The sequence below is a fragment of the Saccharomonospora saliphila YIM 90502 genome, from assembly GCF_000383795.1.
Lineage (GTDB): Bacteria > Actinomycetota > Actinomycetes > Mycobacteriales > Pseudonocardiaceae > Saccharomonospora > Saccharomonospora saliphila.
Window position 1 is genome coordinate 3,110 of the sequence record NZ_KB912589.1, and the last position, 1,899, is coordinate 5,008.

The window sequence follows — 1,899 nt, forward strand, 5'->3', positions numbered from 1 at the left end:
CCCCGGCGGGCGGCGGCCCCGGGAGCTGGCGCGGGAGGCCGACCGCAGGGCCCGGGCGGCCAAGGCGGTCGCTCTCGAGCTCAAGGACGTCCTTGAGGACGGAAGGCGGCCGGGGGTGCCTCCCGTTTCGATCACCGGAGGCTAGGCTGGCCGCGTGCGGGTCCATGTCGTCTCCGACGTGCACGGCAACGCCGAGGCCCTCGCACGGGCCGCCGACGGTGCCGATGCGCTGATCGTCCTCGGTGACCTGCTGGATTTCGTGGACTACCACGAGCACGGCAACGGCATCCTCGGCCGGTTGTTCGGTGCCGAGAAGGTCGGCCGCTTCGCGCGGCTGCGCCGCGAGGGCACCCGGGAGGAGGCGGTGCGGTTCGCGCGGTCGCTGTGGGACAGCCTCGCCGAGCCCCGGCAGGCGGTCGAGGAGGCGGTCCGCGAGCAGTACGAGCGCCTGTTCGCCGCGATGCCGGCCCCGACCTATGCCATCCCCGGCAACGTCGACGCCCCCGCGCTGTGGCCCGAGTTCGCCCGGGAGGGCGTCCACGTGGTCGACGGTGCGGTGGTCGAACTCGGCGGACTGCGCGTCGGCTTCGTCGGTGGGGCGTTGCTGCCGGAGGGCGCGGCCCCGCGCCGCGACGCCGCGTGGACCCCGTACCTGCGCAGCCCGTCCGACTTCGACGCCGACGTCGCCCGCCTCGGCACGGTCGACGTGTTGTGCAGCCATGTTCCGCCCGCAATTCCGGAGCTGACCTACGACGTCGTCGCCCGCAGGCCGGAGATCGGCTCCGACGCCCTGCTCGACGTGATCACTTCCGCGCAACCCCGCTGGGCGCTGTTCGGTCACGTGCACCAGCCACTGGCGGCGCGGGCCCGCGCGGGCCGGACTGAGTGCCGCAACGTCGGGTACTTCCGACGCACCGGCACGCCCTACGTGCTGCGCTGGTGAGGCGACGGACCGCTACGCTTCTCCCATGGCCGAGCAGTCCACCCAGTCCATCGAGATCGACGCCGCTCCCGGCGACATCATGGCGGTCATCGGCGACCTGCCCGCCTATCCGGAGTGGGCGAAGGGGGTCCGCGAGACGGAGGTCCTCGACACCGACGACGAGGGTCGCGCGCGCGAGGTCCGGTTCACCCTCGACTCGGGGCCGGTGAAGGACGTCTACACCCTCGCCTACGACTGGGCCGACGACGGCCTCTCCGTGAGCTGGCACCTGGTCAAGGGCCAGATGCAGAAGTCTCAGGAGGGACGGTACCTGCTCGACCCGCTCGGGGACGGGCGGACGAAGGTGACCTACACGCTCTCGGTCGAGCTCTCGCTGCCGATGATCGGCCTGCTGCGCCGCAAGGCCGAGAAAATGATCATGGACACGGCTCTGAAGGAACTCAAGCGCCGGGTCGAGGGCCGGAGCTGACGTGCGCATCCTGTTGTTCACCGGCAAGGGCGGCGTCGGCAAGACGACGCTCGCGGCGGCCTCGGCGGCGCGCCTGTCGCAGTGGGGGCGCAAGACGCTGGTGGTCTCCACCGATCCGGCGCACTCGCTGGCCGACGCGCTCGGTGCCCCGCTCGACGGCGAACCACGCGAGGTGGAGAACTTCCTGCACGCCGCGCAGGTGGACGTACGGGCCCTCGTCGACGACTCGTGGGCGACGCTGCGTGAGCATCTGCGCACGCTGCTGGCCGGGCTGGGCGTGGACGCGCTCGACGCCGAGGAGCTGACGGTGCTGCCCGGGGTGGACGAGCTCCTCGCGTTGACCGAGGTGCAGCGCCTCGCCGAGACCGGGCCGTGGGAGAACGTGGTCGTCGACTGCGGGCCGACGGCGGAGACGCTGCGCCTGCTCGCGCTGCCCGAGGCGGTGTCGGGCTACCTGCGCCGTGCCACGGCGCGCACCCGCCGGCGG

General features: G+C 72.7%; 3 protein-coding genes. All 3 read left to right on the forward strand.

The features are described 5' to 3' along the window. Positions 1-154 precede the first annotated feature (154 nt). Entirely contained in the window at positions 155-943 is a 789-nt protein-coding gene (locus SACSA_RS0100080; protein ID WP_019812487.1) for a metallophosphoesterase family protein, read from the forward strand. Between the two features lie 25 nt (positions 944-968). Further along, positions 969-1,412 (forward strand): SRPBCC family protein, encoded by a 444-nt coding sequence (locus SACSA_RS0100085; protein ID WP_019812489.1) that lies wholly within the window; start codon positions 969-971, stop codon positions 1,410-1,412. 1 nt (position 1,413) lies between these two features. Further along, positions 1,414-1,899: ArsA family ATPase (locus tag SACSA_RS0100090; protein WP_019812491.1), on the forward strand; the 486-nt coding region annotated here is incomplete at its 3' end.